The organism is Caballeronia eucalypticola (genome assembly GCF_047608185.1).
Lineage (GTDB): Bacteria > Pseudomonadota > Gammaproteobacteria > Burkholderiales > Burkholderiaceae > Caballeronia.
The window spans coordinates 356,214-382,966 of record NZ_JBLKRU010000001.1 but is presented as its reverse complement, the minus strand read 5'-3'; the positions used below and the strand labels follow the sequence as shown (position 1 = coordinate 382,966).

Below are 26,753 nucleotides of genomic sequence, written 5' to 3'. Positions count from 1 at the left end.
GGCAGGACTGGAGCACAGCGAAGTGGCAGAAGAGAGTGACGTCGAAAAGACCGAATCAGCCACTCCCAAGCGCCTCGAAAAGGCGCGGGAGGAAGGCCAGGTCGCGCGCTCGCGGGAGCTGACGTCGTTCGCGTTGCTTGCTGCGGGATTTGTCGGCATCTGGGGATTCTCCGGTCCCGTCAGCCTGCATATGCAGGCCATCTTGCGCGGCGCGTTCACGTTCAATCACAACACTGTCCTCGATACCAACCAGATGCTGATTGGCGCGTCCGCTGCCGGCAAGGAAGGTTTCATGGCCTTATGGCCGGTGCTCGCGCTGACGGCCCTCGCTGCGGCCGGCTCGCCCTTGGCGCTCGGCGGCTGGCTGCTCAGCACCCAGGTCTTGTCGCCGAAATTCAGCCGCCTGAATCCTATCAGCGGGCTCGGCAAGATCTTCTCGATACAAGGGCCGATCGCGCTCGGCATGTCGATCCTGAAGACCCTGGTGGTCGGCGGACTGGCCGGTTGGGCGATGTGGACCCGCAAGGACCAGGTGCTGGGCCTCGTCACGAAACCGCTGAGCCTCGCGCTCGCCGACGCCATGCACTTGCTCGTGGTCTGCTGCGGCACGGCGATAGCGGGGCTGTTCCTCGTCGCTGCGGTCGATGTCCCGTACCAGCTCTTTTCGCACGCCAAGAAGCTGCGCATGAGCAAGGAGGAGGTTAAGCGCGAGCATCGTGAAAGCGATGGTGATCCGGCGGTGAAGGCGCGCATTCGTGCGCAGCAACGTGCCGCTGCCCGCCGCCGGATGATGACTTCCGTCCCTACCGCCGACGTGATCGTCACTAACCCGACCCACTTCGCCGTCGCGCTGAAATATGCCGATGGCGAAATGCGCGCGCCGAGGGTCGTCGCGAAGGGCGTGAACCTCGTGGCCGCGCGTATCCGCGAACTGGCGCTCGAACATAACGTACCGCTGCTCGAAGCGCCGCCGCTTGCACGGGCGCTGTATCACAACGTCGAGATCGACCGCGAGATTCCGGGCGCGCTGTACGGCGCCGTCGCGCAGGTGCTGGCGTGGGTGTACCAGTTGCGCAAGTTCAAGAAAGACGGCGGCAGCCGGCCGGACGAACCCGAGAACCTCGACGTTCCTCCCGAACTCGATAAAGGCAGCGTCCCCGAATCAGAAGCCGATCAGGAAGCCGCTGAAGCCTTGGCTCCCGACTCTGCCGCCAATGATGGAAATGACTCGATGAAAGGAAGCAAAGCATGAACGCGCGCGCCGGATTTTTCTCGAAGCGCCCTGACGCATTGGGATCGCAGAATTTGCGGGCCTTAGCCGGCCCGGTGCTGATCTGCATGATCCTCGGCATGATGATCTTGCCGCTGCCGGCCTTTTTGCTCGACTTGCTGTTCACGTTCAACATCGCGCTCTCCGTGATGGTGTTGCTCGTCAGCATGTACACGCAGAAGCCGCTCGACTTCGCCGCGTTCCCGAGCGTGCTGCTGTTCTCCACGCTGCTGCGCTTGTCGCTGAACGTAGCGTCCACGCGGATCGTTTTGCTCGAAGGCCATACCGGCCCCGATGCCGCCGGCCAGGTGATCGAATCCTTCGGCCACTTCCTTGTGGGCGGGAATTTCGCGGTCGGTATCGTGGTGTTCGTAATCCTGATGATCATCAACTTTATGGTGATTACCAAGGGCGCGGGGCGGATTGCCGAAGTGGGCGCGCGCTTCACGCTCGACGCGATGCCGGGCAAGCAGATGGCTATCGATGCCGACTTGAACGCCGGCCTCATCAACGAAGACCAGGCGCGCAAGCGCCGCTTGCAAGTAGCGCAGGAAGCCGAGTTCTACGGCTCCATGGATGGCGCCAGCAAGTTCGTTCGCGGCGATGCCATCGCGGGCTTGATGATCATGATCATCAACATCGTGGGCGGCTTGATTGTCGGGATGCTCCAGCACGACATGGACTTCGCGCACGCGGCCACGAACTACACGTTGCTGACCATCGGCGATGGCCTCGTCGCGCAGATCCCGTCGCTGATCATTTCGACGGCAGCGGGCGTGATCGTGTCGCGCGTGGCGACTGAAGAAGACATTGGCACGCAGTTGACGGGGCAGCTTTTCAACAACCCGCGCGTGTTGATGATTACGGGCGTGATCATCGGGATCATGGGGTTGATTCCGGGGATGCCGCACTTCGCGTTCCTGCTGCTGGGCGGCGGTTTGATCTACGCCGCGCGTTCCATGAACCAGCGCATTTTGGCGAAAAAGAAAGCATCGCTGGTAACCGACGTTGTGCCTGCCGCCGCTGCGCCGATGGAAAACACGGAAGCGAGCTGGGACGATGTTGCGATGATCGATCCGCTTGGGCTCGAGGTGGGGTATCGGCTGATACCGCTGGTCGACCGGAATGCGGACGGCGAGTTGTTGAAGCGGATCAAGGGAATTCGCAAGAAGTTTGCGCAGGAAATCGGCTTCCTGCCGCCGGTGATCCATATCCGCGACAACCTGGAGTTGCGTCCGAATGGTTATCGGATTGCGTTGAAGGGCGTGGAAGTGGGTGTTGGCGAAGCGTTCCCGGGCCAATGGCTTGCGATCAATCCGGGGCAAGTCTCGGCGACGTTGCCGGGGAACCCGACGCAGGATCCGGCGTTTGGTTTGCCAGCTGTGTGGATCGATACAAACCTGCGCGAACAGGCGCAGGTCTACGGCTACACCGTGGTCGATGCCAGCACCGTCGTGGCGACTCACCTTAACCATCTGGTCGTGACGCACGCGGCCGAATTGCTGGGTCGTCAGGAAGTGCAGGCGTTGCTGGAGCGCGTTGGCAAGGACACGCCTTCGTTGACGGACGATCTGGTGCCGAAGACGTTGGCGTTGACGAGCTTGCAGAAGGTGTTGCAGAACTTGCTGGACGAAGGCGTTCCTATCCGCGATATGCGCACGATTTTGGACGCATTGCAGGAACACGCGCCGAAGATATCGGATGCATACGACCTGACTGCGGCGGTGCGTCTTGCGTTGGGCCGCGCGATTACGCAACAGTGGTATCCGGGCAGTGGCGAGTTGCAGGTGATGGGATTGGACCCGAATCTGGAGCGGGTGTTGTCGCAGGCGTTGCAGACGGGTGCGAATCCAGGGCTGGAGCCGGGCTTGGCGCAGACGCTGTTGAACTCAACCCAGAACGCGATTTTGCGTCAGCAGAACATGGGATTGCCACCGGTGCTTTTGGTGCAACATTCGTTGCGGGCGATGCTTGCGAGGTTCCTGCGGAGGAGTTTGCCGCAGTTGAAGGTATTGTCGTATGCAGAGGTTCCGGATACACGGAATATCAAGGTGATGAATTTGATTGGGCAGGGGTGATCGCTGGCGCTCGGGGTTTGGGCGTGGACGGGTATGGGTTGGGGTCAATGCCAGGTTGCCAGGTTCTGGGGTTAGCGGTCTGGTTCATTGCCGGGTTGCACGGGTTCTGGCGTTAGCGGTCGGAGTCATCGCCGGGTTGCTGCTTTCCAGGTTTTTGCGGGTTTAGTGTTCGATGTTTTCTTTATCACTATTAGCCACTGCGCGTGGCGGCGCGTCATTTCTTGGTCCTTAGCGGTTAGCGACAAAGAAACGAAGCAAAGAAAACGCTTTCACCGCTCTACCCAAAGTGTCCACAGCGTGCAGTTTTCATTCACGGGTGCCCCAAAAGCACGGTGCTCGCCAGAGCTTAGGATGTGTGAACCCCTCCTTCTCGCGAATCCTGACAGTAAAACGCTTCGCCCCGTACGCTCTCGGGCAAGCACCCTTGCCCCACGGACCTGCACGGCCTTACGCGTTTTTGCGGCTCCGTCTCTTTGTAGCTTGGTTGAGTGGTCTGCGCTGCAGAAGCGTGGCCAGCTTCGCCAATCCCAGCCTGATGCGCACTAATGCTTCAATTTTTGGTGAGTTGATTGGTCGGTTGCATGGAATTCTTGGGTACGGCCTCACGCGTTTTGGTGTGCTTGTTTAGAGGTGTGTTGGCATTTTGGTTCGTCATGCGTACAAATTCAGTGATTGGTTTTCCGCGGATAGCGCGGGGTGTTCCTTGGGCAGGTTCAGTCGCTAGTGCTTGCCCGAGAGCGTACGGGGCGAAGCGTTTTACTGTCAGGATTCGCGAGAAGGAGGGGTTCACACATCCTAAGCTCTGGCGAGCACCGTGCTTTTGGGGCACCCATGAATCAAAACTGCACGCTGTGGACACTTAGGGTAGAGCGGTGAAAGCGTTTTCTTTGCTTCGTTTCTTTTTCGCTAAGGACCAAGAAATGACGTGCCGCCACGCGCAGTGGCGTGATAAAGAAATCAGCCAACATAAAACCCGCGAAGACCTGGAAAGCAGCAACCCGGCAATGACTCAGACCGCTAACGCTAGAACCTGGCAACCCGGCACTGCACCCGATCGCTAACGCTAGAACCCGCGCAACCCGGCACCAAACACCAGACCAAGTGCGAACGCCCTCAAAGCCGTGCAACCCCTCGCAACCTGGTAACCCGACTAAAAATCGCATAACAAGCACACGCGACGATTATCGAATCGAGCGACGGAATGCTCGTGAAGGAAAACACACCCTTCACCGTCATGAACCCGACCAGCGATCCGAAGATCCACGCAACGAACGTCAGCACCTTCACCAGCAGGTTTTTTTCGCGTGCGAGCGTCTTGATTGCGCGCTCGTGGGCGAGGCTGACGTTGTCGCTGAAAAGCATCACCGACAGCCCCAACCGCAGCGCCTTGATTGCTTCGGCGGCGGCGTAATCGCCGGGATCGAGATCAAGGCGAGATTCGATGCCGCCTGCTGTTCCACCGCCATCCCGAGGCTACCAAGCGGCGGCGGGCGTACACCGTCGCCACTCGACTCTTCCGGCTTGCTGTTCAAACGCTCCTCCGCAATGACGAGCGCGCCGTCGCATGCAGCAATCTCCCCGCGCACCGCGATCACGAGGTCGTTCGGACCGGCTTTACAACCGTCGTCCAGCGCGGCGTCACGCAATTGCGCCAGGTTGGTGCTCGTTCCCATCACCACGGAGGCCTGCTCGATGCCGTCAAGCATCGAGATGTGCGCGGATATCTGCATCAGGGAAACAGAGTCCTGATACATGTTCTTGAAGACCTTGGTTCTTATGCTCATTTCAGCTTCCGGTAATCGTTACACTTGCATGGTCGAGATTCAGCCGAGTGTCCGCCTTGGCGAACCCGGCGTTACATATGCTGGATGCCATCAGCCCGATTAACTCAATACTGTTTTTCCGCTAATCCGTATAAAGGATCAGTTCATTCCTTCCGCTCTACTTTCCCAAGCACTCTTATTCCGTGCAGAAAACCTCCGAGACAATCCGCGCCCGATGACGAGCCGAATTTCATCACATTGATTGCCGAAAGTTTCATGACTGCCGGTGTGGTTCCGTGAATCAGGAGGCTCGTCAAATGATGGATTGATTGTGAATAGTGTCCCTGTAACGCAAGTTCCAGATAATGCCGGCTGATACTGGTCGTCCGGTGAAGCTGACTCTTGATTGCCGGACGCAATAGTTTCAAATGAGCGGATATGGCGCCAAGGTGCTGCCACGGCCATAACGACGCCAGATAACCCAGCAGATAGTCGTCGCCATCCGGCGTCAGCCCGGCGCCGTAACCGATCAGTTCCGCAACACCGCTTTCCAGCTCCGCCTTTCCGTCCTCGGGGTTCAAGCGAGATTTGCGGCCGCCCGGTGGCGAGCCCGGCAGTAACTGCAGGCTGCTGCGCACCTCGCGCTCCATGCAGTACTCCAACAACTGGCTCGCCAGCACCGGATACGCCGCCAGCAGCACGCGCGGCGATTGGCCGCTCTGCACGCGATCCGCTCCAGGGCGCCAGCACGGCGCTAGGCTCAGGTTCGCCCGCCAGAGCGTGCCGCGCAGCAGCTCGTTGTTCTCCAGCGTGACGGGCTGGCGAGAGTGCGCCTGATGCCGCCAATCCCGGCCCGGCGGCGTTGCAAGCCTGATCGCCGTGGGCAGGTTCTGATACCGTGGACTCAGCAAGGTCAACAACTCGCCGCTCGCCGACGCCATGTTCATGGCGTGCTCAAAGCAGCTATGAACCCAGAACCGCAGCGTCTCGTGCGGCCCGTGCTCCGCCATATAACCGACCGAGCACACGGGAAAAGTGAGGAGGCGCGCCATGGCGGTCCGGCTGTTGTCAGTCACGCAAGTCAGCCACGCAAGCCGTCGACAATGGCGGCTGCGTCGCTGACCCAGCCGAAGATTGCGCCCTGCGCCTTGATCATCTCCAGCGCGGATTTCTGGAATTCCGGAAAATGCGATCCGATGCAATCCGCCGGAATAATGCATTCGTAGCCGCGGTCATTCGCTTCGCGAACGGTCGTAGTCACGCAGACTTCAGTGGTCACCCCGCACACGACAAGCGTCTTGATCTCGTGGTCTTGCAGGATTAGTTGCAGGTCGGTTTCATAAAATGCGCCCTTACCCGGTTTGTCGATAATCGGTTCGCCGAACGTGGGGTACAGCTCTGGAATGATGTCGTGCCCGGCCTCGCCGCGAACCAGGATGCGGCCCATGGGGCCGTCCGTGCCAATGAACGTCTTGCCGCCGCGCGTCAGTTTTGCAGGCGGACAATCGGCCAGGTCGGCACGGTGACCCTCACGCGTATGGATCACCAGCAGCTGCGCGTCACGCGCCGCCTTCAGCACTTTCCCGCACGGGACAATCGCGCTGCGCACGAGAGAGACCTCGTTTCCCAACGCTTCACCAAAGCCTCCCGGCTCGACAAAATCACGCTGCATCTCGATCACGACCGGTGCAGTTGTTTTTGTATCGAACGGGAGTGGGAATGGTTGTGCGTGAATAGTTTTTCCGCCATTTTTATATTCCTTGATTAATGTCAGGACGTGAAATGCATGCTCTGCTATTGCAATTTATTTGAATTGTCCTTCGATTTATTATAGGTAGGTTCGTCTTGATGGACGATAGATATTTTGTCGAGTCAATCACTGTTCATTGATTTTCAAACTTGATTGAAGTCGTTTCAAAAACTCAATAAGATCGATATTACGAACTATAGGGCGCGGTGTTGCGGAACAATAAAACGAGAGGCGAAATAATCACCGCGGCCCTGCAGCGGAATAACACGACGGGTAATGAAATATCTCTACGAGTCTTTCATTGCAGTTGCCGTGAACACCATTGCAATTGTCTGACGTTTAAACCTTCCCGCACTTCCCCGACGCCGCCCGCGAACCGCTTCCGGCATCGATCTCCCGAATTACCCCGCTTTCCCGGCTCTTATCAGCCGATGGCCCGACACCCACCCTTGCAATAATTCATTCACAGGAAAACGGTACGTCGCTCAAAACGTGGCGCACCGGTCAACCGCAACAGATCAAAGTGAGCGCGAGCTCATCGGGGGGTAAATGAACATCCGCAAATTCATCGGTGCCACGAGTCGCGAAGCGTTCCGGCTCGTCCGTGAAGCACTGGGCCCCGATGCGGTCGTGTTGTCAAATCGGGTAACCGAAGACGGCAGCGTCGAGATCGTTGCGGTCGCCGACGGCGATCTCGCGAAGATATCTCCGAAAGCCGCCGCTCAGCATCGCGAAATGAAGCTGCGGGAGTCGGCCGGCAATCATCAGTTGGCGGGGCCGTCACGGTCCTACGAGCAGCCGAGTTCGAATTCGAACGCGGGTTCCAACCCCTACGCGAACGGCGATGTCTTTTCGTCAGTGTTCGGCGCCAATCCCGAACCGCTGGATGATTTCGAGCCGGAACCGCAAGCAGACGACGTATCGCGCACGATGGCTGAATCGAATCCCTGGCTGATCGAACATGCCCGCCGGGTGGCGCAGTCGGCCGCTGAAACCGCGCCGCAGCGCGCGCTGAGCGCATCGTCGGCGATTGCGAAGGGATTGGGTAATCCCGTGACCGTCACGCCGCAGGCATCCTCGCAAGCCCCGGGATGGACCCGCGAAGCGGCGCAACTCGCCGCTCGCCGCGCAGAACAAAAAACCGCACAGGCCCAGTTCCAGCAGGAAGCCAACACGTCCGCGGCCCAATCCGCCAGTTCGATGCAGGAAGGCGCGTTCGCGGGCCTGCCGGCATCGGCGGCTGCCGCTGTGACTGAAGCCATCCGCAGCCGCATGGAGCAAGTCGTGAACGACACCGTCATGAATGAACTGTCGTCGATGCGCGGCATGATGGAAGAGCACTTCGCCGGCTTGCTGTGGGGTGATCGCCAACGCCGCAGCCCGAACCACGCCGCACTGACCAAGCGCCTGTTCGCTGCTGGTTTCTCCGCGCAACTGGTCCGGATGCTGATCGACAACATGCCGGAGATCGAACAAGCCGAAGCGTCGATGGAATGGGTTCAGCAAGTGCTCGAAAACAACCTGCCCGTCATGGACAGCGAAGAATCGATGATGAACCGCGGCGGCGTTTTCGCGCTGATGGGACCGACGGGCGTAGGCAAGACCACGACCACCGCCAAGCTCGCCGCGCGCTGCGTAATGCGCTTTGGCGCCAGCAAGGTCGCGCTGCTTACCACCGACAGCTACCGGATCGGCGCGCACGAACAGCTGCGTATTTTCGGCAAGATCCTCGGGGTATCGGTGCATGCGGTGAAAGACGCGGGCGACCTTCAACTCGCGCTCTCCGAACTGCGTAACAAGCACATTGTTCTCATCGACACGATTGGCATGAGCCAGCGTGACCGCACTGTGGCCGATCACATCGCCATGTTGTGCGGCGCCGGCCATCCGGTGCAACGCCTGCTGCTGCTCAACGCAACCAGCCACGGCGATACGTTAAACGAAGTAGTTCAGGCGTACCAGAGCACGCCGGACCAGCCGCCGCTCGCGGGCTGCATCCTGACCAAGCTCGACGAAGCCACGAACCTGGGCGGCGTGCTCGACACCGTGATCCGCTACAAGCTGCCCGTGCATTACGTATCGACGGGACAGAAGGTGCCGGAAAACCTGTATGTCGCGACCAAGCGCTTCCTGATTAAAAGCGCCTTCTGCATCCCGCGCGACGGCTCGCCGTTCGTGCCGCAAGACGACGATGTGCCGCCGCTCCTGTCCGCGCTTTCCGCGCGCGCTTCCACCGAACTGCATGAGGTTCACTTTGGATAAGTTCGTGTCCGATCAGGCTGAAGGCCTGCGCCGGCTGCTGACGCGCAATGGCTCGCGGGTCGTCGCGGTGTGTGGCGCCCCGGCAGGTGGAATGGGCGGAAGCGGCAATACGTCGACGGTGGTGAACCTCGCGTCCGCCCTCGCCGCGCAAGGCAAGGATGTGCTGGTAATCGATGAACGCCAGAACGGGTTGTCGGTGACCCGGCTGGCCAAGGTGCCGGATAACGGTGCACTGGGCGCGGTCTTGTCCGGCAAGCGTTTTTTGCAGGACGCCGTCACGCGCACGCCGTTCGGCTTTTCGGTGATTGCCGCGCCTCGCGATGAACGCATCAGCCAGGACGCCGCGCATTGCCGGGTGCTGCTTGACGGACCCGCCGATGTCGTCCTGATCGATACCCAGCTCGATCGCAGCGGCGCGCTCTCAAATCTGGCCGTGCAAGCGCACGACTTCGTGATCGTGACCCGCGTAGCGCCCGCCGCGATCACCGAGGCGTACGCCTGCATCAAGCGTCTGCACTACGCACACGCGATCGGCCGGTTCCGAGTTGTCGTGAATCACGTGAAGAACGGCGCAGACGCGAAAATCGCCTTCGATAACCTCGCCGGCGTCGCCAATCGTTATCTCGCGGTGCAACTCATGCCTGCCGGTTGCGTAGCAGAAGATCCGCGCGTGGCGCGGGCGCATGAACTATCGCGTTGCGCGGTGGAAGCTTTTCCGGCGACGGCGGCCGCCCGGGATTATCGGCAGATTGCCGCTGAATTGCAGTACTGGCCGATGCCGAAAGCGTCGCAGTTTGAATGGCCCGTGCAGTCCTTGCGAGCGGAAACGCCGCACGGATTGGAGCGCTCGATCAACTCCGGCGCGGTTCGCCGCACGGAAACACCATTGATGCAGCTTGCGATGAGCAGCGCCGCGTCCGTGTGATGCAGCAAGAGAAGGAACAAGGTGAATGCGATGTATAACGCCCAGGGAAAACTGTCACAGTCCGAGGTCCTGACCCGCTACGCACCGTTGGTGCGCCGGCTTGGCCTGCAACTCGTGGCGAAAATGCCGGCTAGCGTCGATCTGGATGACTTGATCCAGGCCGGCATGATCGGTTTGCTCGATGCCGCCAGCCGTTATAAAGAAGATCAAGGCGCTCAGTTCGAGACCTACGCCAGCCAGCGGATTCGCGGCGCGATGCTCGACGAGTTGCGCGCCAACGACTGGCTTCCGCGCAGCATGCGCAAGACTTCGCGCGAAGTGGAATCCGCGGTGCACAAGGTTGAACAGCATCTTGGACGCTCGGCGAGCGAGCAGGAAGTGGCTGAGCATCTGAACATGCCGCTGATCGAATATCAGGCCATGCTGCAGGATCTGCATGGCAGCCAGTTGATCTATTACGAAGACTTCGACCGGTCTTCCGATGACGAGCCGTTTCTCGATCGTTATTGCGTCGATAAAGCCGACCCGCTTTCCGCGTTGCTCGATGGAAGCTTGCGTTCGGCGCTGGTCGAGGCAATCGATAAATTGCCTGAGCGCGAAAAGCTGCTGATGAGCTTGTACTACGAGAAGGGCTTGAATCTGCGCGAAATTGGCGCCGTGATGGAAGTCAGCGAATCGCGTGTCTGCCAGTTGCATAGCCAGGCCGTTGCGCGGCTGCGGGCCAAGTTGCGGGAACAGGCTTGGTCGGGCGTGGAGGCTTGAGTATCGGCGAATGAAAAGACGGATGGAAACCAGTCAGGTTTCGAAATCCGCGTCCGCCGCGAACTCTGTCTGGCCTTTGCCCAATGACTTGGCGCGATACATCGCGCGATCGGCGGCGCGCATCAGCACGGCAATATCTCTGTAGCCGGGACTCAAGTCCGGCGAGATCAGGCAAGCACCAATGCTCGCCGATACATTCACCACCCGGTCCTGCACCGACTTCATTTCCTCGAGCACCGCGTGCACGCCGTTTGCCACCGTCTGCACCGCGTGATTGCCCGTCACGTGCCGCGCCAGCACGACAAATTCATCGCCGCCTAGCCGCGCGACTGTATCGGTGGTTCTTACCCTTCTTGCCAGCAGGCCCGCGAAAGTTTGCAGCACGACGTCGCCGACTTCGTGGCCATAGGTATCGTTGACTTCCTTGAAGCCGTCGAGATCGATCATCAGCAACGCGGTCGCGCCTTCCTGTCCCGTCGATATCGCGATCATTGCCCGGCCGATGGTCTGCTCCAGCATGTAGCGGTTGCTCAAACCCGTGAGCGGGTCGGTGCCCGCCTTGAGCGCGAGGTCGCGGTTCGCACTGCCGAGCCGGCCGACCAGCACGGCGAGGTAGACCGATGCGCCGAACACACTCAAGCCAATCCCGAGCGCCGCGGAGCGATTGATCATCCACCACGGCTGCAGTACCGACAACGCGACGATGCCCACCATCGCCGTGACACACGACAATGCCAGCGTGCGCTTGCCGTAACGCCCGCCCGCGCCGATCAGAAAGAGGAAGACCGCCCATAGCATGGGCAAGGTGAGTGCGCCTCCGGCACCCAGGATCACGGTGAGCAGGGCCTGATCGGCGACAGTGGTGAATGCGAGGCGCAGATTCGACTGCCGTTGCATTCTGCTGATGATTAGCCGCGTCGCTACTCCATAGATCAGATAGAGCGCGAGCGCATGGAAGCTGGCAATGGCGGCGGGCGTTGGAATGGTCCACGCCAGCACGCCGTACACGGCCGTTGCGAGGCCGCACAGTATGACTCTTAGCGTCGCCTGCTCTTTTTCCGGATCGAGAAAAGTCGACCACACGTAACCGCGGTGCCGATGCAAGGGGTCATTCGCCTGCCCCATTCTGAGTCTCCCTGATGTGCTGATCGATGCCGCGTTTTATGCAGTTTCTGCGTAGTACAGAATTGCAATCGTACTGCGTCGCTAAAAAGTGGCCGAAAATCGCCTGATTCAGCCAGATTTTGGCGGACCGATGCTGATTCGTTACGATCCACTTGGGACGAGTGGTACGCACGCGGCGCGCCCGGGTATTTTGTTTTGGCGAGTTGCGTTTGTGCCTCGCTTGTTTTCGAATCGATGTTCGGACCTTCATTTGGCTTCTTGGCTTCTTATTCACTACGTAGATTTTTCGACGCCCGATGCAACCCTTTGAATCCGCGCTTTCAACTGGCGACATAAACGCTACCGATGACTCTCACTCCGCGCGCGATGCCGCGTTGCTCGGCGAATGGCTGCCTGTGTGTAACAGCGCCGACGTTCCCGCCGGGGAATTACGTGGGTTCGTAGTGGCAGGCGAGCGACTGGTGGTCTGGCGCAACGCGTCGGAGGCTGTAGGTCCGGCAGCACCGCCCGATATCTCCACCGATGTCCACGTCTGGCGTGATCGCTGTCCGCATCGTGGGGCGCAGTTATCGTTGGGATCGGTGACGGGCGGCTTGATTACGTGTCCGTATCATGGCTGGCGTTACGACGTCGATGGCCAGTGCATCCACATCCCCTCCAATCCGTCGATACGCCCCGCGAAGCGCGCTTGCGCGCTGACGTATCGCGTGGAAGAGAAATACGGCGTGGTGTGGACGTGCCTTGGTGAGCCGTCGCGTCAGCTCGATTTCTTTCCGGAGTACGCGGCAAACGACAGGCCGGGCGCGCGCCGGATCAATCTTGCGGCGCAGACCGTGCGTTCATCGGCGCCGCGCGTGGTCGAGAATTTCCTCGATATGGCGCACTTCCCGTTTGTGCACACAGGCATTCTCGGTGACGCATCGCACGCAGAAGTACAGGATTACGAAGTAATTTCAATCGATGACGGGCTTGAGGCTCGGCAATGCCGGTTTTGGCAACCGGCGGGATTGCCGGGACAGGAGGGCGTGGATATTTACTATGTGTATCGAGTGAAACGGCCGCTGGTGGCGAGTCTGTCGAAAGCGGCGCAGCACGGTGCGGGGGCGTTGCACCTATTGCTGGTGGCGTCGCCGGTGAGTGAAACGGAGACGCGGGCGTGGATGGTGTCGGTGTTTGAGGACAAGTCGACGCACTCGGATGAAGCGTTGTATGACTTCAATATGCGGATACTGATGCAGGACACGCCGATAGTGGAATCGCAATGGCCGAAGAGGCTTCCGCTCGATCCGCACGCGGAGTTGCATCAGGTTTGTGATCGACTGTCGGTGGGGTATCGACAGTACTTGAGGGAACGGGGATGGGGGTACGGGACGGAGTTGGGTGGGGGATAGAGGCCGTCGTACTTCGCTCATGGACTACAGCGGAATTTGTTCGAATTTTCCGCCGCTGTACCGCCATGGCACTCGAAACGTAGCACATCACGCAGATGGATGGCACGCGCGACAGTCTTTTCCACTCGGCAGAGTTCCTGGATGGCGTGAGCCAGATGCGGGGAAAGATTATTGTCGAAGAAGTACTTCATGCTGCCATCTGCTCGTAGCGGATGGCGGCTTCGACTGCGGCGAGCGGGATATCAAACAATGATGCGACCATCTCCTTGTTTTTCTCGGCCTTGAAGGTCTCGGCGACACTATGCGTTCTGACGCCATGGTCAGTGAGCACAGGGTTGCCAAACGCGATTGCCGGATCGAGCACGATCACCTTGTTGCGATTGAGCGGACACCAACGCGTTGCTTGACTGTCACCTGCAAATTCGATCCCCATGTACAACGCCGGCCGAACGATGTGTTCAAACACCAATTGGCGCTTGGCAAGATCGGTCATTTCAGCGTCGCGGTGTTGGTGCAACGCTTCGGCAGAGATGGATTTGCCATCGGTCAAAAAAACCGATGTGCAGTAAAAGGATATTCAGTTCCAGACATGGCTTTCGCGCCTTCGATCGCACCACGAATTACCTGAAGTGGCACGTCATGATTGCGGAACGCCTTGACGATGCATAGTTCTATCAGGTCGCGAAAACCGATGACCTTTTCGTCGAAATCGGCAAGCTGGGACTTCCATAGTGGAGCACCGACACCACCCTTGAACGCATAGCCGAACGGCCAGCGGCTCACCTCGCGCGATTGAGCGCCGGTGAGTCCTTCTGCTTCCTGAAGGGTGTATAGGCCAATGCCAGTAAGTTCCATGTGGGCATTCTACCGGTAAGCGCAACGTCGGCTTGACGGGGTTTTTTGGCATTTTTTGTCGATCGGTCTTGTGATTTGGATCCGCGTCGCCCGGGGAAGCTCGCCTTTCCATCATGACACTGCACGCTCCGCTTCTCTTTTTGCCAAACAGGCGAGCGAGCAACCTTCGGCAACAAGGCGCATCGGGCGCTACATGGATGTTTGTACGGCGGCCTGGAGCCTGGAGCCTGGTGGGTTATGCGCCCGCGGTCGGGGTGACGGCGCTGCTGGTTAGCTACTGCTCGCAGTGGCTCAGGCGCCGCTTTACGATGGACGCGTGAAAGGATTCGGGTACGTAGCCGTCGCCCTGCCGGTGTCGCTTACGAGCGACCTTCCGAGATTACATCCTGCAATATGCTCCCAAATGGAGTGATGCCGTTAAAGCGCATCGTGGCAAAGCGCCATCATCCTCTGCACCATTGTGCTCGAACTATTGAGTTCCATTTCATCGGTGAAGAGTGCCTGCACGCTCGACAGACGAACCGCGACCCCTGCTTCCAGCAAGTCTTCACTAGCAATCTTCAACGCAAGTTGGCCGATTCGGACACGCTCGAGCCAATGCATCGTCAGTTGATTCTTCTTAAGCCATCGACGGCAACATTCAACGACATGGTCCACGCGCCATGCGTGATGCAACGCGTACGACGCCGCTGCGATTGCGACGAGGAAACATAGCAACTCGGCACGCGCGCGGTCATTCTCGGTAAGTTCAGCTTTGGTCATGCTTATCGGCCCGCCTATGCTCGTTTTTATCTACACCACCACATGTGGGCGCAGGCCCAAGAATCAATATAGCCTACCGTTTTGTTCTATCCATCTTGGCATGGCACGGGAACAGCGGTATTCTTACTAAATCCAGATCGATATATCGGAGGTAAGGTAATGACAGCCACTGCTACGCTATCCAGCAAATTTCAGATCTCCATTCCTAAAGTGGTTCGTGAAGAACAGCATTGGGAGGCGGGACAAGAGTTTGTGTTCATTCCGAAGGGCAAGGGTGTGTTAGTTATGCCTGTACCCGAATTGGAACAGTTGGCCGGTATCGCGAGGGGCGCCAAGAAAGACGGCTATCGTGACCGCGAGGACCGGTACTAATGGCGAGATCAATGCGCGTGATCGATACCTCTGCCTGGGTCGAGTGGTTAGTCGACAGTACGCTAGGTAAGAAGCTGAGCAAGGAATTTCCGGACAAGTCTCGCTGCATCGTGCCGACGATCGTACAACTCGAATTATCGAAATGGCTGGTACGCGAGGTCGGTGAAGACCGAGCAGACCAAGTTATTGCCTACACGCAGAAATGCATAGTCGTTCCGTTGGACACGGGCATTGCGTTGTTGGCAGCCGAACTGCATCGGGAATACAAACTGGCAACGGCAGATGCGATCGTCTATGCGACAGCACGGCAGCAGGGTGCGGATTTGCTTACGTGTGACGCGCATTTCGACGGTCTACCAGGCGCCGTGTTTTTCCCTAAGCCACCCCGTTCATGAGAGCCTGCTTGGGCGCAGACATTCCCAATCCAACAGTTCGAACTCTCTGCTCCGACGCTACAAGCGCGCTCATTCGCAGGAGGCTCATCAAAAGCTGACAACCGGCGTGCGCCGAAAAGCTGTTTTGCCCATCCGTCCCAGATATTGCACTGCGACGCCGTGGCTGTTCATGGCTCGATAGCGCATGCGGACATTGCGCAGCGAATGCGTTCAGCTAGACGTTTGGACCATAGGTCATGCGCAATTGACGTTAAGTAGACCGTTGACGTTCAATGCTTTCGTACAGGCGGGAAGGCCCTTCTTGGGTACATTCGCATTTCAGGTGAATTTGCCGGTTTTGCGACAAGTCCGACTAGGATCGCGCTCTTCCCCTTACATTCCTGAGAACGGGACACACGCGAAGGGACATTCTTTAGATCGTTACTAATATTGGTGCGCCCGGCTGGGATCGAACCAGCAACCCCTGCCTTCGGAGAAGTAAACGCGCTAATAGTCCCCTTTAAAATCAATGCCTTACACGACTCGCGAAATCAAAACCAAGGCTGAACAAGGTCGATCCAGGTGAAAACGGATGAGCTTAGGTGTAATTTAGGTGCAGCGCCACGACCACCAATCAGTCGTCGTTCTGCAAATCGCCGTACATCGCCACAAGAGCGCCGGCGTTCACAACGAGTCCTCGCGACTGCAGTCCGGCCTCCCGACTTTTTAGAAGACCTTCTAGCAAGTGACGTTTTGCTGCCGCAACTCCGTGATGTAACAGCTTGTGGCAGCTCGGGCACAATGCGACCACATTCTCCTCAACATCCAGGCTGTGCGGAAAACCTGCCTGTTGGCTGAAGGGAATTAAGTGGTGTGCCTCGACGTAATTTTTCTTGGTTCGGTTCGACTGAAAGTAGGAGTGCGCATTCGCAGCGGAGTCAAAGCTGCACATGTGTTTCGCGCTTTTGATGGCCCGCGCGGCCACCTTCGCGTCTCGCCTGAATCCGCCTGCGCCGGCGCCTGGCAACTTAAGCGGAGGCGGTGGCTGCGGCCCTTCTGACGGTTCGCCGACGTCGGATTCGTCGGCGAGGCTATCCACGCAAGCTTGGAAACCATTCTCATCAAGCACATCTAGCTCGACAAGCGATCTCAAATTCAACGCAACAATTTTGTCGTATTCCGCAAGAAGTACGACGAGGTCAGATTCGAGCTGCGCGTCCGACGGCACTTGACTTATCAAATATTGCTTCGAAAGAATTGCCCCTTGCTCGTACCCTTGCCCGAGCTGCGTGACAGCCTGAAGGCCAATTGGACCGCTGACAAACCCCGCGGGAACGGTAATGTAGTTCAGCGCTGCCGAAGCACACCGCTTCACCGCATCCGTAGCGGCTTTCGAAGGTTTGTACCGCATTGAGAAGTCCGTATATCCCTGATTGAGGGAAAGCCACACCGACTGCATGTCTTTTGAGAAAAGCAAAACGATGTAGACACCTCTGCGTGCTGACGTGGTCGCTGACCGCCGGAACACTCCCACCCAAGGTATTTGCGCGTAAGTAAAATTTATTTCGCCCACGCTCCCAACAATTTTGTAATCACCGATGTTCTTCAACGCCGCGCCTACAAACATCCGAAGTTTCGCGGGAATGTCCTCGCGGATCGCCTTCAAAGACGCAGTGCCGTTCGTCCCCGGAACTTTTCCCGTTCCCGTCGTGAGGTAATCATTCAGAACCGCTGTGATTTCAATCATTTTTTAGCTCATCTATGCTAATGGTCGGATCAAGCGCTAAATTTTATCTCCCCCGGCATCATACAAAGCAACTCAGACGGGCTATGCACATTATCGACCACCGCCCACTGAGTTTTACTGGCGCCCGAAGTGTCTTTATAAATCAAAGCCTTACGCAATTCGCACGCTTTAAACACAGCGGCAATCATGGTGAATCCAAGGTAGTCCACACCAGCCTAGGTGTAATTTGGCCGCAATGTTGTCCGGACTGCCTACCTCATGCTGAAGCCTCCTTATCCGTCGGTCGAGTATTTGGGTCACTCGTACTTCGTCAAGCGATCAAGGGCACAACCAAAATTTCCGGTTCCTCCTGCCGTTTGCTTTCTTCAACCCACTTCGAGGGGTCACGGAAGCCATGCCGAACGCGCCGCGATTTGGTCGGACGGTACTCATCGAAACGTCGTTCAGATTAAGGATCTCAATCCAGTTACAGTCGGTACAATTCCGAGGACGTTGACGTCTACATATTCAAAACAAAAACGGGGCCAGATATGAAGGAAACTAATTGCGCAGTCGAGACGGTGGAAGAGTTGAAGGAGTCGCCAGCACCGGCGCCCCGCACGCGTGGAAGAAAATCAACGACGTTAAAAACAACGGATCGTCAGGCAACGGACACTGTTGCGACAGAAGCAGCACCGACGACAACGTCAAAGGGAAGCGGCGGTGCGCAGGCGACGGAACACGCGGCTATTGACGAGTCGCAAGGCGGCGAATCTCAACATACTGAGTCGACCGACGCGAAGGAACCTGATCATCACCCTCTAGATGAGATTGCAAGGAAGTTTTTGTTTCGCACGGAGGATATGGCGCAAGCGTACGTTATTGCTTGCGATGCTGCCGTTTCCGAGCTAGAAAAACGCCGCAGCGAACACAAGAAGCAAATAGACCCGTTTATCGTTGAGTCAAACGAAAAAACATTCAGGATAAAATTCCCCGAAGATATCCGAGAATCAGTCGAATTGGTTGATGCCCTTCGAAAGTACGACAGGCTCGTCGAAAGCAAGGTTATTTCCGTCATTCAACGGAGTCTTTTCATAGGTATTTTCAGTGAATTCGATGCATTTATTGGCGAGTTCCTGAAAACGATTTTCATAAAAAAACCAGATTTACTAAACTCCATCAGTCGCGGAATTACACTAAGCGAACTGATTCGCTTTGGATCGGTGGATGCTGCCAAAGATCATATTCTTGAGAAAGAAGTAGAATCGATTCGCCGAGAAAGTTATGGCGAACAATTTTCTATTATGGAAAATCGTTTTAAAATAAACACCCTCAAAAAATTTGATGAGTGGCCGATGTTCATCGAAATGACGCAACGTAGAAATTTGATGACACACAACGACGGGGCGGTCAGCGATCAATACCTGACGGTGTGCCGAGACCATGGAGTTAAGTTCAACGACCCACCACCGAAGATCGGCAAAAAATTGCGAATCATGCCGAGATATTTTTTCACAACGTGTACCGTCTTGTCTGTGGTTGCGTTCATGCTAACTCACACTCTTTGGCGGAAAATTCTGCCCGAAGAGATTGCGCAAGCGACCGACGCTTTGACCAACTCGATATACGACTTGCTCCAGCATGAACGATGGGGTTTAGCCGCTCGGCTAGGTGAATTTTCTCTTACGAATGAAATGAGAAAATCGGCGAAAGAGATCGATGTGAGAATTCGAGTTATTAATCTCGCGATCGCATATAAAGAATGTAAATCTACCGAAAAACTTGAAGAGCTTCTTGGATCATATGACTGGTCAGCAACGCCTCGTGACTTCAAGCTTGCGCAAGCGGTTCTGAGAGATGATTTTGAGGGGGCGCTTGCAGCTATGCGTGCCATAGGAAAGGTAGGGGATATGGTGACGCAAGCGGTTTATCACGATTGGCCGCTTTTCAATAGTTTTAGAGAAAGAAAAGATTTTCGCGATGCGTATAAAGAAATATACGGCTGTGACTTCGAGCCAACAAGGTCTGACGAACCGTTAGCAGCAACCATCCAGCAGCTTTTGGATACCACAGTCGGTGGCCAAGAGGATCCAGCGGAGGAGCAACCAGTTATCCAAGTTGAGCGATCTGCGCAAAATCAGGCCGGAACAAAATTGCACTAGATCAAGGGTGTCTAGATTGGCGAACACGATTGTCGAGTTCGCCTTCTATGAAATTCTGTCACCTACACATCGTCTTGGTCAGTACGCGCATCAAAACGCACCACTTTATTGCACGCGAAATCGTTAGGCGGGCGCCTGCTGCAACGCTTTAAGGGTCCATCGCGAACTGCATCAAAACCGATGGTGCAAGCGGAGCCGTCAGGCGCGGAGGGGACTGCGCGGAGCCATCCGGCATCCTTGCACGAAATAAAGTATTGGAGTTTCGCCGGCGGCTCAACTTCTTGTACTATCCGATCACGCAAATTAACAAAAATGAGACAAGCGTATGGGGCCACGACCGAAAACGACGGTTTTGTTGAGTGGAGGTATCGACTCCGCGGCCTGCGCGCACTTTGTATGCACGCTTGGACAGGATGTTGATGCGGTCTTTCTCGACTATGGACAGGCCGCGGCGACGGCAGAGCACCATGCAGCATTGAGATTGGCTGCGCATTTGGACCTTCCGCTACGAACGTTTGCCGTCTCTGGCCCTCAACAGTTTGGCGCGGGAGAATTGCTTGGAAGAAACGCGTTCTTGATCTTTTCGACCCTTTTTCTGACCGGCGGTCAGTCAAGCGCGTTAGCGTTAGGGTTACATGCAGGCACACCGTACTACGACTGTTCTTCGGTATTCGTTTCATCCATTAGCAAACTTGTCGCAGAGCACACCGACGGTCGAATATCGGTTGTTGCCCCGTTCATCGAGTGGACGAAACAAGAGGTGTACGAATATTTTCTGACGGCGAGGATTCCGATCGGTTTCACTTACAGCTGCGAAGCCGGCACCGAACCAGTCTGCGGTGTTTGTGCTTCCTGCCTCGACAGGAGGGCGCTTCAATGCTAGACAAGGATAGCGCTTCGAACCTAGCAAAACGCCGAGCATTAAAACTGGACGGAGTGGAAATCGAGCGCACTCCACTCCTCGTCCCCTCATTCTCAAGCAAGGGTTTTCCCGATGTCGAGAAGATCGTCGAATATAACTCCGAGATCATCGACGGTCCGATGCTTGTCAGCGCCTATGATCTTCACTACAAGGAAATTGCTCCACCCTTCAATTTTCCGTCGTTAATTTTTCTTGATAGTGGTGGATACGAAGCATCAAAGGACCACGTGGATCTATCGGATTTCGGCGATAGAGACCATGCGCCTCGGGGCTGGAATCAGCAAATGCACGAGGAACAGCTCGCGACGTGGCAACCATCCGTACCGAGCGTGCTAATTAGCTATGATCATCCAAGAGAGCGACTTACCGTAGCCAAACAGATCGATCGTGCGCTTGCAATGGCGCCGAGCCGGAACGGCTTTCTGCGCGAGATACTTCTGAAGCCTGAGACGGACACCCAGTCATACCTGCAGATTCCGGCTATCGTGCGGCAGGTTCACCGCTTCGCAGGCTTCGATGCGATTGGCGTAACTGAAAAGGAAGTGGGCAATTCCATCATGACTCGGATGCAGAACATCGCTCGAATTCGGTTGGCGTTGCATAGAGCCGGTCTGGATATTCCGATCCACGTGTTTGGAAGCCTTGATACGGTCACCACCCCTCTATACTTCCTAGCGGGCGCCGACATTTTCGATGGGCTCACTTGGCTACGATTTGCTTTCCGTGAGGGGCAAACTCTGTACAAGCATAACTACGGGGCGTTGGAACTCGGTGTCAGCACGTCGTCACACGTCATTGACGCGCGATGTTGGAACGATAACTACTATTACATGGCGAATCTGCAGGACGAGATGCGTCGTTACTTGAACGGGCATGACTTCAAGTGGTTCAAATATCATCGTGACCTTTTCCAGGCAACTCTTGGAAGTGTCATCGAAGCATTGGAGGTGTGAGATGGGTGGTTCCAGCGGCGGTCCGTTCGACAATGTGAGTCCGGCGAAGCTCCGCGAGATCGTCCGTAAGGCTGAGAACAAGAGCACCGTGGCGGCGTTTGAAGCGGAACTGGCCGCCATGCTAGGTACGCTGCTGGGTGGCTACAATTCGCGAGACTCCGAACTGGTCACTGCGCGACTGGGAAATCTGAAGGATCTTCTCGAGAATGAAATCGACGGTGCGTTTGACCACCTGTTTGGTGGATCGGTGGCAAAGCATACGTACGTGGACGGCCTAAGCGATATCGACTCTCTCCTTGTCATCAACGATACCGAGCTGATGAATCACAGCCCACAGAAAGCTCTCCAGCACATGGAACAGATATTGACGGATGGGCTTGGAGGCACGGCCAAAGTGGAGCACGGTCGCATGGCTATCACGGTGACGTACGCCGATGGCATGGTAATTCAACTACTCCCCGCAGTCCGCGAGAACGAACGACATCTGAAGGTTCCGTCATCACGGCGCGATGACTGGTCGAAGATTGATCCTCTCGCGTTTCAGGAGGTTTTAACGCGTCGGAATCAGGAGTGCGCTGGAAAGCTTGTTCCCACAATCAAGCTTGCGAAGGCTATAAACGGACAACTGCCAGAACCTCAGCGCCTGAGCGGTTATCACATGGAAAGTTTGGCCATTGCTGCATTTCGAGGTTACCAAGGGGACAAGACAACAAGCGCCATGTTGCCATTCTTATTCGAACGCGCACGTGCCCTCGTTCTATCGCCGATAAGGGATAGCTCTGGCCAGTCTGTCCATGTTGATGCCTATCTTGGTGTCGAAGGAAGCGAGGCTCGTCAAGCCATCAGCCATGTGATCGGTAGGCTGGGGCGGCGCATGCGAAACGCCTCTGCCGCCGGGTCAGCGTCTCAGTGGCGAGCGCTGTTCGGACTTGACGAATAAAAATGAGAAGTGAACTAGAGCGTATTCGACGCGTCTCGGATTCCCTTTGCACCGCACATGCCGGTCTGCGTGATCGTTTCTCTCGACGAGCCTTCATCTTGGATCTGTCAATCATCGGATTGTCAACATGGCTCGTCGCACTGGCGTTCGTTGAACCAAGGATCAACATATCATTGACTCCCTTTCATATCGATAGTCAAATTTGGGTGGGCATCCTGAGCATAGGCACTTTTTTTCTTACTATCGTGCAGTTCAAGACCGATTGGAAAGGTAGATCTGACGCCCACAAGCGAAGTCTGGATATATATGCAGAAGTGAAGCGCGAAGCTGGGTATATTTTGGCCGGCCAAACTTTGGACGATACAGAATGCCGGCGCGTGCTCGACCGATACGACATGGCATCTGCGATTGGCGTTGAGATTCCAGAACGAGATTTTCTTTACCAAAAACGTCGTCACAAAATCAAGTTGGAGCTGAGCAAACACTTAGACACTCATCCTTCCGCGTCATTGCTTTTGACAAGAGCCAAGCTTTGGCTACGAGACAATTCGTGGAGATCGTGAACCAATGCCAGCTGATATTCACGGCGCCCTCCATTTCTTCGAGCGAGCGTTTGACTATGTCAAGACCGCTGGTCTGTATCACGAAGTAGAGTGGCAGCGCCAGACAAGTCTAAGCAGTTTCACGGAGACTGATCTTCTGCGTGAAGCAGCGTGGGTAATCTTGTGCTCAGGTTTTCGTGAGGCAACTGTCAGACGTCTTTTTGACTACATCTCGCTCTGCTTCTGCGACTGGGAGTCAGCGAAGGCAATCACCGAAGCATCTGGCGCATGCGTTGTTGCAGCTCGCTCCTGTTTTCGCAACGAAAAAAAATTGATGGCGATCGTCCGCGTCGCTGAGCAAATAGAGGAGGCAGGGTTCGAAACCATGAAACAAGCTGTCCTATCCGATCCTATTGGCGAGCTTCGTCGTCTGCCGTACATCGGCCCTATAACGACATGGCATTTGGCCAAGAATCTTGGTTTCGACGCTGGAAAGCCAGATCGGCACCTTCTACGAATCTCGGAAAAGCTGGGTTTCGATGGAGTAAATTCTTTCTGTCAGACGATTTCCGTAGCAAGCGGCGAGCAAGCAAAAGTAGTCGATTTAATCGTGTGGCGATACATGGCGGACAATCCCGCCCTATTCCGAAAATCCCTCGTGGACGCAATCAATGTGTGAAAATTTCCCTGGCACATGGTCGCCAATCGCCTTGCAGCTTGCTTTGATGGCCGGACAACTTTTCTCGTGATGACGCGCCTAGCCCGGTGCGATGGGCACCCCAGACAACGGATAGCGTTCTAGATGCGCGCCATCGCCATAGTTTGCGAACCACGCGTGCGTAATTCGCCTTCTTGACACAACCACCGGAGTTATTCCCGGTACTCGCGCTTAGACCCACGGCGACTTGATGGAATACGGATTGAAGCCCACAACCTCGTCACCGAGCCATTCGTTTAACTGCGCGAATCGCCTTTGCAAGGGCTCTATTTCGTTTGCGCCAAAAACCTGGGCGGCAGTATCAGCCGCGCCAAAGCCGCCAGTATTGCTCGGCACGATCCCCATGAGCTGCGGCGGAACGCGATGGGCGGCGAGCAAGTCGTCACGCGTCACGTTCTTGATATTGAAAAACTCATCCTTCGCTGTGACCTCTGAAACGGGTATGAGCTGGATGCCGTCTTTCTTGCCGTTCGGCGCGTACATGAAGAGGTTTCGGAAATTGCCCGGTCCCTTGCTGTTCTTCAACGCCTCGCGCATGTTGTCAACATCGGTTTGACTCTGCGCCGCATCCGTCATGTACAGGATGAAACCCGCGTGCGAGCCGTTCTCGTAATACCGCCGACGAAACAGCGTCGCCGACTCGTTCAACCAGGCCGCGTGCAGGGCGCCGAGATATTCGGGCAAGCCGTACACCTCCTGATTAATGTCCGGCTCCATCAAGTGATGAATCGAGCCGGCCTCGAACTCGTGTTGCTGTTGCCGCCCGTTGACCTGGTAAAACTTCTGCAAGTCTGTCGACCGGCGCATGTATTTCGACGGGGCGCGCTTGAGCGCGAGCGTTCCGCCGAGCCTGTTCTTTTGTCGCTCAAGGTATCCATTGCCGAACACCAGGAAATCGAGCGACCACTTGTCGAATTCCTCGCGCGTGAGTAACTTGTGAGGAATGAACGTGGCCGATAGCACGTTGCGTTTAAAGTAAATCGCGGAGCTGTGGTGTACGCCAGCTCGAAACGATTTTGCCAGGCCGGCGAGCGACACCGGCGGCTCGAACCACTGGCCGGCGGCCCACGTCTCGACATAATCGAGTATTTCGGCGCGGTCCATCACGGGCATGGCGTCGCCGAACGTGAAGGCCTCGGCCTTGGGCGGGTTCGAAGGTGCGGCCGGCGGTGCGGCGTGCGTGTGCTGTCTGCGCTTACTCAATTTGAGAACTCCATAAAGCCGGTATTGTTTGCGGTGATGCCTTCTAACGGCTCGTTGCCGAGCGCGTGCAGACACGCCCACGCTAAGTCCGCGTGGCCTGTTTCCTCGTTCCTGCTGGCCTCATACGTCACTTTTCTGCCGCTCGCCGTCATCGTCTTGCGAATCGCCATAAACGATTGCGCTAAATCAGTCCACCCGGCATCGAATTCGAGCCGGCCCTTGCCGATCACGTTTAAGCCTTTAAGCACCAGGCGGCCTTTCACTTCAGGCGAGTAATTGAGCGCAACGGCATGCGGGTAGAACTGGCGCACGAGCTGATAAACGCCCTGGCCGATGCCTGTCGTATCGATCGCCATATACGTCACGTTGTATTGCTGCGTGACCTGGCGAATCGCCTCGGCCTGTGCCTCGAAATCCATGCCGCGCCATTGACACTTATGCAGCACGCGAAACTTGCCACCAGGCACGGCCGGCGGTGCGAGCACGATTAGGCCGGCGGAATCGCCCGATAGGGCAGGGTCATAACCAACCCAAACCGGGCGATATCCGAACGGCCGAGCGGCGAACGGTTTGAAGTCGTCGGCCCACTCATCCCAGGAATCGACCATGCAGCGTTGCAAGTCGGCAAGCGGGAAAATCGACGCGGTATCATCGATAAACTGGCACATCAACAGGTTTGCGTATTCCTCGGCGCTGTATTCAAGGCGCAGCTCGTCGATATCGAACAAGTCGCAACCGCCGAGCACGGCATCCTCGACCGTCACAATCTGGCGCCATTGCCTATCCTCGCAAAGACGCCCGCCGGCGAGCATCTTGTGCGTTACGTCCATATGCAGGTGATCGACCTTTGCGCGGCCCCTGTTGTAATGCTCGCCACTCCAAAACGTATAGGCGCCGTGACCTATGCTCGACGGCGTTGAAAAATACGTCTTTCTCCATTGCTTGTGCATCGCCATGCCGGAGGCGACTTTGTTGAGCTGCTGGAATCCGCCAACCCAAAAATACTCATCGAAATAAAAGTTGCCGTGATAACTCTGCGCGGTGCGTGCGTTCGTGCCGAGGAAATAAAGAATCGCCTCATTCGGCAAAACGATCGGCTCACCGGTCAATTCAACGTCTGCGGCCTCGCGGGCGAACTGGCATATGTACTGCCTGAAAACGTGCGCCTGGGCTTTGCTGGCCGACAAGAAAATTTGATTACGGCCCGTGTTGATCGCGTCGTCTAAGGCCTCGCGTGCGAAATACCAGGTAGCGCCTATCTGGCGTGATTTGAGGATGTTGCGGGTTCGCTGATGCCCTTGCCGATACCAGACCTTTTGATATTCGAATAGCGAATCGAGAAACGCCTCGCGAATCTGTTGCGCCTGATCGTCGCTGATTGCGTTGCGTGTCGCTTTCTCTTTTCGGGGCGCCGTGTTGCGCGTCTCTATATTCGGGTTCAAGTCGCTTTCTTTCCCCGTCTCGCCGTACTTACGCACGCGCGCCAGGCGTTCAACCTGGCGGCCTAGCAAGTCGATCTCTTTGAAGTCGCGGCCGTCTTTCTCATCCTTCGCGATAAGCACCGCCATGCGTGTTTCGAGCGATGCCTCTATGCGCTCGATCGCCGGCGCATCGGCCCACTTGTCGCGCTGTTTCCACGCCTCGACCGTAGGGCGTTTTTCTCCAATGTGTTTCGCGATCGACGAGACGCGCCAACCCTGCCAGTAGAGCGCGCGGGCTATACGGCGAGGATCGGCGTTGTTTTCCAGGACGGGGGCAATGTCGGCAGTTTCTAGCATGCGGCAAGCGTACCCGCGACGCGCGCGCGCAAGGAGCCTAAGTGTTTGTATCCAAAGCGAAAACACTCGCCGCTCGTTGAGACATTGCGCCCTCGAACGCAATATGTGAACTCACGTTGA

The 26,753-nt window shown here is 56.6% G+C and carries 26 protein-coding genes; 14 read left to right on the top strand and 12 right to left on the bottom strand.

All coding sequences use genetic code 11. The features are described from left to right. Positions 1–22: 22 nt before the first annotated feature. Together flhB and flhA are read left to right on the top strand one after the other, a co-directional pair. Positions 23–1,252, top strand: coding sequence for a flagellar biosynthesis protein FlhB (flhB, locus tag ACMX25_RS01820; protein ID WP_414947840.1), 1,230 nt, complete (start codon positions 23–25; stop codon positions 1,250–1,252). Further along, positions 1,249–3,348 (top strand): flagellar biosynthesis protein FlhA, encoded by a 2,100-nt coding sequence (flhA, locus tag ACMX25_RS01815; protein ID WP_414947839.1) that lies wholly within the window; start codon positions 1,249–1,251, stop codon positions 3,346–3,348. The genes flhB and flhA overlap by 4 nt, the downstream gene beginning before the upstream one ends. A 1,113-nt stretch (positions 3,349–4,461) precedes the next feature. Here flhA and ACMX25_RS01810 read toward each other — a convergent pair. The 4 genes from ACMX25_RS01810 to ACMX25_RS01795 form a co-directional block, all read right to left on the bottom strand. Further along, positions 4,462–4,713, bottom strand: a complete 252-nt coding sequence (locus ACMX25_RS01810; RefSeq protein WP_414947838.1) for a hypothetical protein — start codon at positions 4,711–4,713, stop codon at positions 4,462–4,464. After that, positions 4,710–5,132, bottom strand: coding sequence for a hypothetical protein (locus ACMX25_RS01805; protein WP_414947837.1), 423 nt, complete (start codon positions 5,130–5,132; stop codon positions 4,710–4,712). Before ACMX25_RS01805 ends, ACMX25_RS01810 begins: the two co-directional genes overlap by 4 nt. Before the next feature lie 143 nt (positions 5,133–5,275). Next, positions 5,276–6,187, bottom strand: coding sequence for an oxamate carbamoyltransferase subunit AllH family protein (locus ACMX25_RS01800; protein WP_414947836.1), 912 nt, complete (start codon positions 6,185–6,187; stop codon positions 5,276–5,278). A gap of 5 nt (positions 6,188–6,192) precedes the next feature. Further along, positions 6,193–6,876 carry a cysteine hydrolase family protein gene (locus ACMX25_RS01795; protein ID WP_414947943.1) on the bottom strand — a complete coding sequence of 228 codons (684 nt, stop codon included), beginning with the start codon at positions 6,874–6,876 and terminating at the stop codon, positions 6,193–6,195. 534 nt (positions 6,877–7,410) lie between these two features. Here ACMX25_RS01795 and flhF point away from each other — a divergent pair. Genes flhF through ACMX25_RS01780 form a run of 3 tightly spaced genes read left to right on the top strand, consistent with a single transcriptional unit; the run spans position 7,411 to position 10,810 of the window. Next, positions 7,411–9,123: a flagellar biosynthesis protein FlhF gene (flhF, locus tag ACMX25_RS01790; protein WP_414947835.1), complete on the top strand. Its 1,713-nt coding sequence runs from the start codon at positions 7,411–7,413 to the stop codon at positions 9,121–9,123. Continuing rightward, positions 9,116–10,048, top strand: a complete 933-nt coding sequence (locus tag ACMX25_RS01785) for a MinD/ParA family ATP-binding protein (RefSeq protein WP_414947834.1) — start codon at positions 9,116–9,118, stop codon at positions 10,046–10,048. The genes flhF and ACMX25_RS01785 overlap by 8 nt, the downstream gene beginning before the upstream one ends. Positions 10,049–10,078: 30 nt before the next feature. Further along, positions 10,079–10,810 (top strand): RNA polymerase sigma factor FliA, encoded by a 732-nt coding sequence (locus ACMX25_RS01780; RefSeq protein ID WP_299719865.1) that lies wholly within the window; start codon positions 10,079–10,081, stop codon positions 10,808–10,810. Positions 10,811–10,843: 33 nt separating this feature from the next. On the opposite strand, the gene ACMX25_RS01775 is transcribed toward ACMX25_RS01780, so the two are convergent. After that, on the bottom strand, positions 10,844–11,935 hold the full coding sequence (locus ACMX25_RS01775; RefSeq protein WP_414947833.1) for a GGDEF domain-containing protein: 1,092 nt from the start codon (positions 11,933–11,935) through the stop codon (positions 10,844–10,846). 296 nt (positions 11,936–12,231) lie between these two features. Here ACMX25_RS01775 and ACMX25_RS01770 point away from each other — a divergent pair, with 296 nt between their 5' ends. Then, positions 12,232–13,326, top strand: coding sequence for a Rieske 2Fe-2S domain-containing protein (locus ACMX25_RS01770; RefSeq protein WP_414947832.1), 1,095 nt, complete (start codon positions 12,232–12,234; stop codon positions 13,324–13,326). 17 nt (positions 13,327–13,343) lie between these two features. Here the strand turns inward: ACMX25_RS01770 and ACMX25_RS01765 are convergent, their stop codons facing one another. From ACMX25_RS01765 to ACMX25_RS01750, 4 genes are all read right to left on the bottom strand, one after another. Next, positions 13,344–13,517: a hypothetical protein gene (locus ACMX25_RS01765; protein ID WP_414947831.1), complete on the bottom strand. Its 174-nt coding sequence runs from the start codon at positions 13,515–13,517 to the stop codon at positions 13,344–13,346. Beyond that, positions 13,514–13,876: a DUF433 domain-containing protein gene (locus tag ACMX25_RS01760; RefSeq protein WP_414947830.1), complete on the bottom strand. Its 363-nt coding sequence runs from the start codon at positions 13,874–13,876 to the stop codon at positions 13,514–13,516. The genes ACMX25_RS01765 and ACMX25_RS01760 overlap by 4 nt, the downstream gene beginning before the upstream one ends. Then, positions 13,873–14,181: a hypothetical protein gene (locus ACMX25_RS01755; protein ID WP_414947829.1), complete on the bottom strand. Its 309-nt coding sequence runs from the start codon at positions 14,179–14,181 to the stop codon at positions 13,873–13,875. Before ACMX25_RS01755 ends, ACMX25_RS01760 begins: the two co-directional genes overlap by 4 nt. A 417-nt stretch (positions 14,182–14,598) precedes the next feature. After that, positions 14,599–14,943, bottom strand: a complete 345-nt coding sequence (locus ACMX25_RS01750; protein ID WP_414947828.1) for a hypothetical protein — start codon at positions 14,941–14,943, stop codon at positions 14,599–14,601. Between the two features lie 159 nt (positions 14,944–15,102). Between ACMX25_RS01750 and ACMX25_RS01745 the strand changes: the two genes are divergently transcribed. Both ACMX25_RS01745 and ACMX25_RS01740 read left to right on the top strand, forming a co-directional pair. Beyond that, positions 15,103–15,315, top strand: coding sequence for an AbrB/MazE/SpoVT family DNA-binding domain-containing protein (locus tag ACMX25_RS01745; RefSeq protein ID WP_414947827.1), 213 nt, complete (start codon positions 15,103–15,105; stop codon positions 15,313–15,315). 11 nt (positions 15,316–15,326) lie between these two features. Next, complete coding sequence (locus tag ACMX25_RS01740; protein WP_414947826.1) at positions 15,327–15,710, top strand: type II toxin-antitoxin system VapC family toxin; 384 nt, start codon at positions 15,327–15,329, stop codon at positions 15,708–15,710. A gap of 613 nt (positions 15,711–16,323) precedes the next feature. Here the strand turns inward: ACMX25_RS01740 and ACMX25_RS01735 are convergent. Continuing rightward, positions 16,324–17,436 (bottom strand): MrcB family domain-containing protein, encoded by a 1,113-nt coding sequence (locus ACMX25_RS01735; RefSeq protein WP_414947825.1) that lies wholly within the window; start codon positions 17,434–17,436, stop codon positions 16,324–16,326. A 530-nt stretch (positions 17,437–17,966) separates the two neighbouring features. Here ACMX25_RS01735 and ACMX25_RS01730 point away from each other — a divergent pair. The 6 genes from ACMX25_RS01730 to ACMX25_RS01705 all read left to right on the top strand — a co-directional run bounded on the left by ACMX25_RS01730 (position 17,967) and on the right by ACMX25_RS01705 (position 23,613). After that, complete coding sequence (locus ACMX25_RS01730; protein WP_414947824.1) at positions 17,967–19,577, top strand: hypothetical protein; 1,611 nt, start codon at positions 17,967–17,969, stop codon at positions 19,575–19,577. A 325-nt stretch (positions 19,578–19,902) separates the two neighbouring features. After that, the gene (locus ACMX25_RS01725) at positions 19,903–20,460 is read left to right on the top strand and encodes a 7-cyano-7-deazaguanine synthase (protein WP_414947823.1); all 558 of its coding nucleotides are present in this window, start codon (positions 19,903–19,905) and stop codon (positions 20,458–20,460) included. Further along, complete coding sequence (locus tag ACMX25_RS01720) at positions 20,454–21,452, top strand: hypothetical protein (RefSeq protein WP_414947822.1); 999 nt, start codon at positions 20,454–20,456, stop codon at positions 21,450–21,452. The genes ACMX25_RS01725 and ACMX25_RS01720 overlap by 7 nt, the downstream gene beginning before the upstream one ends. Before the next feature lies 1 nt (position 21,453). Next, entirely contained in the window at positions 21,454–22,392 is a 939-nt protein-coding gene (locus tag ACMX25_RS01715; RefSeq protein ID WP_414947821.1) for a CBASS oligonucleotide cyclase, read from the top strand. A 98-nt stretch (positions 22,393–22,490) separates the two neighbouring features. After that, positions 22,491–22,955: a hypothetical protein gene (locus ACMX25_RS01710; RefSeq protein WP_414947820.1), complete on the top strand. Its 465-nt coding sequence runs from the start codon at positions 22,491–22,493 to the stop codon at positions 22,953–22,955. 4 nt (positions 22,956–22,959) lie between these two features. Continuing rightward, positions 22,960–23,613 carry a hypothetical protein gene (locus tag ACMX25_RS01705; protein WP_414947819.1) on the top strand — a complete coding sequence of 218 codons (654 nt, stop codon included), beginning with the start codon at positions 22,960–22,962 and terminating at the stop codon, positions 23,611–23,613. Between the two features lie 210 nt (positions 23,614–23,823). Here ACMX25_RS01705 and ACMX25_RS01700 read toward each other — a convergent pair whose 3' ends face one another. Next, positions 23,824–24,855 carry a phage portal protein gene (locus ACMX25_RS01700; RefSeq protein WP_414947818.1) on the bottom strand — a complete coding sequence of 344 codons (1,032 nt, stop codon included), beginning with the start codon at positions 24,853–24,855 and terminating at the stop codon, positions 23,824–23,826. After that, entirely contained in the window at positions 24,852–26,633 is a 1,782-nt protein-coding gene (locus tag ACMX25_RS01695) for a terminase ATPase subunit family protein (protein ID WP_414947817.1), read from the bottom strand. The genes ACMX25_RS01700 and ACMX25_RS01695 overlap by 4 nt, the downstream gene beginning before the upstream one ends. Positions 26,634–26,753: the final 120 nt, after the last annotated feature.